We start from the raw sequence: 4,548 nt of genomic DNA, 5'->3' as shown, positions 1-4,548 counted from the left end.
TGATGCGGGTGCAAGGGCGCCGACGGTGGCGGTGGCGCTTGATCGGGCGGCAGAGCCGGTTTCGGCGACGCTGGCGGATCACGGGATCAATTGCTGGGCCGGGGATTTTTACGCGGTGCGTCCCTTGACGGCGATGGGCGTGGATCTGGACCGGGGTGTCCTGCGTTTGTCGTTGGTACACTATACGAGTGCCGAAGATGTCGCGCGGCTGATCTCGGCGTTGGACAAGGTTCTTTGACGTCACTCCCGGGGGTTCAACCCCCGGACCCCCGGAGTATTTCGGAACAGAAGAATGTGTATGACGCAACCTCCCGTGATCGTTTGGTTCCGCCGTGATCTGCGGCTCAGCGATCATGCCGCTTTGGCAGCGGCGGTGGCGACGGGCGGGCCGGTAATTCCGGTCTTCATCCACGACGAGACGGTCGAGGCCCTGGGCGCTGCGCCAAAGTGGCGGCTGGGCGAGGGGGTGCGGTGTTTCGCGGCGGCACTTGAAGCCGCAGGATCGCGGCTGATCCTGCGGCGCGGTCCGGCGCTGGAGGTGCTCCGGGCGCTGGTCGCCGAGACGGGGGCGGCGGCGGTTCATTGGCAGCGGGTCTATGACCGCGACGGCATCGCGCGTGACCGTGCGGTCAAGGCCGCGCTGACCGAGGCGGGCATTGCGGCGCGAAGCTTTCCGGGCGCGACGCTCTTTGAGCCTTGGGAGGTTCAGACCGGGGCAGGCGGGCCGTACCGCGTCTTCACCCCGTTCTGGCGTGCCATTCGCGGGCGGGCGGTGGCCGCGCCTCTTGCCGCCCCGGCATATCTTTCGGGTCCGGCCAACTGGCCCATAGGCGACCGGCTTGATGATTGGGCCATGGGGGCTTCGATGAACCGTGGGGCGGCGATTGTCGCGCGCCATGCGGTGATCGGCGAGGCAGCGGCCCGGGAACGGCTGGGGCGGTTTTTGGAAGAACGACTCGACATGTACTCAGAGGGTCGGGATCTCCCCGCGCTGAACGCGACCTCGGGCCTCTCGGAAAACCTCGCCTGGGGTGAGATTTCGCCCCGTCAGATCTGGCATGCCGCTTTGCGGGACTGGCAGGCCGGGCGGCTGGGTGCCGAAAAGTTCCTTTCGGAACTCGCCTGGCGCGATTTTGCCTGGCATCTGATATATCATGCGCCCGACCTCGACCGCGCCAACTGGCGCGCGGACTGGGACGCCTTCCCCTGGCGCGGGGACAATGCGGATGCCGAACGCTGGCGGCGCGGCATGACCGGCGAGCCCTTTGTCGATGCCGCCATGCGTGAGATGTATGTGACGGGCCGCATGCACAACCGTGCGCGGATGATCGCGGCCTCGTATCTGACCAAGCACCTTCTGACCGACTGGCGGGTGGGGCTGAACTGGTTCGCCACCTGCTTGACCGACTGGGACCCGGCATCGAATGCGATGGGCTGGCAATGGGTGGCGGGGTCGGGCCCGGACGCGGCCCCCTTCTTCCGCATCTTCAATCCCGCGACACAGGCCGCGAAATTCGATGCGGACGGGGCCTATCGCAGGTGCTGGATTGCCGAAGGGCAGGGCGCGCCGCCGATGACGGCGCTCAGCTATTTCCGCGCCGTGCCGCGCGGATCGGGCATGGCGGCAACTGAGAATTACCCGGAGCCAACTGTTATCCTTTCGGAAGGCAGGGCGCGGGCGCTTGCCGCGCTTGGCAGCTTTGGGAAGGCGCGCGGGGGCTGATCGTCATCGCTCGTCATCTTTACACGGGCAAGGAGGAGCGCTTTCCAGAGCAAAGGGGGTTGACCCGATCGCTCATACCGGAAAGAAATCAACCATAAGTTGTTTGTCGTGTATTAATTGCAAGGATGAATTGCTATGGAGATTATCTTTGGCATCTTGTTGGCCGGGCTCTTCGTTCTTTTTTCGCGGAATAAACGTCAAGACAAGCCCCCGGCGCGATCAGCGCGACCGGCGGTGCCTGCGCCGCAGCCAGCCTTTCACGCCAGACGTCGCGCGGATCCGACAACCGATGATCGCCTGTCGGCGCTGCGTCGGACGACGATTACTGTCAGAAAGCCAATCAACCGCGAAGCCTATGCAGTTTTTGTGAAGCTGGAGAACGCGGTCGCGGCCAATGCGCCCAAGGCCCGTGTGCTGGCGGAAGTCAGCATGGGGGCGTTTCTTTCAACCTCCGGATACGGTGCCAACAAATACCGGGACAAGCTGGCCTTCTCTTCGTTCAATGCAAAACGCGTTGATTTTCTTGTGATCAATGGCTTTGGTAAACCTGTTCTGATCGTCGAATATCAGGGATCGGGCCACGACCCGGATGGAACGGCGGCTGAGCGGGATATGCTCAAACGTGAGGCTATCGGATTGGCAGGTATCGAGTTGGTCGAGATATTCCGGCATCAAAGCCCGGATGAGATTGACATCTTGTTGGGCGCTGCCGTTCGGCGCAACTGCATGTATCAGGCGACCGCAGCGACGCCAGGCGCGGTTTCGGTGCTCCCCGATCCGGTCGGGTAGCCATAGTCCTTTGCGATCCGGGGCGTTGCTCCGGATACCACGCAGAACGGAAGTTTCTGCGCCTGCAAGACGACTGTCTTGCCGCATCCTCCGGCCGGGATATAGTGGGCGCGGGAGGTTACGATGGAGGTTTTCATCACCACCGACGGCCAGTCCGGCCTGCCGCGCTATTTTCCGCAGGTGTTTCGCATCGCGGGCAGCTTGCGCAACGGGCGGCTCGACTTCGTTCTGGCGGACGGACGGCGCTTTCGCGCCGCAGGTGCCGGTACTGGCCCGGCAGCCGAAATTCATGTCCATGACGACGATATCTTTGCCCGGCTGATCCGCGAGGGTGATCTGGGGTTTTCGGACGCCTATCTGGAAGGCGGCTGGTCCTCGCCCGATCTTCAGGCCTTCATGGATCTGGTCCATGCAGACAACAATGAGCTTTACGACGGGTTCCCGGGCATGGGGCTGGTGCGCGCCTATGAGCGGATGCGCCACCTCTTGCGCGCCAATTCGCGCCGTCAGGCGAAGAAGAACATCGCCTATCACTACGATCTGGGCAATGAGTTCTATTCGAAATGGCTTGATGGGACGATGACCTATTCCTCGGCCCTGTTCCGCACCGGGCAGGAAAGTCTGGAAGCGGCGCAGCAGGCGAAATACGCGTCCCTGATCGATCAGATGGGGGCAAGGCCCGGCGATCATGTGCTGGAGATCGGCTGCGGCTGGGGTGGGTTTGCCGAATTTGCCGCGAAAGAGCGGGGATTGCGGGTCACCGGCCTCACGATTTCCGAGGCTCAGCTGAACTTTGCACGGGCCCGGATCGCGAAAGCGGGCCTGAACGACCGGGTTGACCTGAGGCTTCAGGACTACAGGGATGAACGCGGTGTCTATGACGGTATTGCTTCGATCGAGATGTTCGAAGCGGTGGGAGAGAAGTACTGGCCGGTCTATTTTCACACCCTGCACGAGAGGCTGAAGCCCGGTGCGAATGCAACCTTGCAGATCATCACCTTGCAAGAAAGGCGCTTTGAGATTTACCGAAAAGGCGTTGATTTTATTCAGAAATACATCTTTCCGGGTGGGATGCTGCCATCGCGAACCGCTCTTCAGGACGAGATCCGTCGCGCCGGGCTGGGTCTGGTGGGCTCCATCGAATTTGGTGAAAGCTACAGCCAGACGTTGCGCCGCTGGTATGAGGTTTTTAACGATCAATGGGATGAAATCGCGCCGATGGGATTCGATCAGCGGTTCAGAAGAATGTGGAATTTCTACCTGACCTCTTGCGCAGGCGCGTTTCGCGGCGGAAACTGTGACGTAACGCAGATCACTGTTACGAGGCCAGCAGTCTAGATGCCTACCGCCGCCAAGTTCTTCGCTGCCCTCGCATTCGCGGCGGTGGCCTTTTTCGCCGCAGAGGTGTTCAAGCCGCATATGCCGGAAGGCACGCAATTCGGCTTTTTCTCATTCGTATCGGCGTTGATCGGCCTCGTATGTGGCTGGCGTATCATGGGTCCCGAGGCTGGCAAAGGCAACTGGATGGCGATCAATTCCGGCCTGAAGACCGGGGTCTGCACGGCGCTTCTCGCACTTGGGATCTTTTCGACCTATGAGATGCTCAACCTTGCCTTCAAGCCGGCCTATAAAGGGCCGATGGAGGCGGTGGTTGGGATTTTCGATCTTGCGGTCGAATATTTTACCACCATGGCGCTTGCGTGGGATGTGCTGGCCGTGCTTCTGATCGGCGGTGCGCTGGCAGGGCTGATGTCCGAATGGGCGGCGCGGCGCTGGAGATAACTTCGTGACGACATTCTTCTTCTACGGCACCCTGTGCCACGGCCCGCTGTTGCGCGTCGTTCTGGGCCGTGACGTGCAGGCGATACCGGCCCGTCTGCCCGATCATTCTGTATCCTGGGTCGCGGGCCGCGCCTTTCCGATGATTGCCGAGGGCGGTACGGGGGCCGAAGGCGTGCTGGTCACGGATATGAGTGACGAAGACGTCGCACGGCTGAATTTCTATGAGGGCGGCTTTGCCTATCAGACCCGCGATG

The 4,548-nt window shown here is 61.8% G+C and carries 5 protein-coding genes and 1 pseudogene; all 6 read left to right on the top strand.

The window, feature by feature from the left end:
• Nucleotides 1-238, top strand: a pseudogene (locus tag WBB85_RS05990) (aminotransferase class V-fold PLP-dependent enzyme); the annotation flags it as partial.
• Between the two features lie 60 nt (nucleotides 239-298).
• The gene (locus WBB85_RS05985) at nucleotides 299-1,723 is read left to right on the top strand and encodes a cryptochrome/photolyase family protein (protein WP_432637721.1); all 1,425 of its coding nucleotides are present in this window, start codon (nucleotides 299-301) and stop codon (nucleotides 1,721-1,723) included.
• Between the two features lie 135 nt (nucleotides 1,724-1,858).
• Nucleotides 1,859-2,512 (top strand): DUF2726 domain-containing protein, encoded by a 654-nt coding sequence (locus WBB85_RS05980; protein ID WP_432637720.1) that lies wholly within the window; start codon nucleotides 1,859-1,861, stop codon nucleotides 2,510-2,512.
• Between the two features lie 123 nt (nucleotides 2,513-2,635).
• Complete coding sequence (locus WBB85_RS05975) at nucleotides 2,636-3,850, top strand: class I SAM-dependent methyltransferase (protein ID WP_432637719.1); 1,215 nt, start codon at nucleotides 2,636-2,638, stop codon at nucleotides 3,848-3,850.
• Nucleotides 3,851-4,294 (top strand): TrgA family protein, encoded by a 444-nt coding sequence (locus tag WBB85_RS05970; RefSeq protein WP_432637718.1) that lies wholly within the window; start codon nucleotides 3,851-3,853, stop codon nucleotides 4,292-4,294. It begins immediately after the preceding gene.
• 4 nt (nucleotides 4,295-4,298) lie between these two features.
• Nucleotides 4,299-4,548: gamma-glutamylcyclotransferase family protein (locus WBB85_RS05965; protein WP_432637717.1), on the top strand; the 250-nt coding region annotated here is incomplete at its 3' end.

The sequence above is a fragment of the Albidovulum sp. genome (assembly GCF_049646345.1).
In the GTDB taxonomy this organism is placed as follows: domain Bacteria; phylum Pseudomonadota; class Alphaproteobacteria; order Rhodobacterales; family Rhodobacteraceae; genus Albidovulum.
The sequence above is the reverse complement of the archived record's forward strand: the minus strand, read 5'-3'. Positions and strand labels throughout refer to the sequence as shown.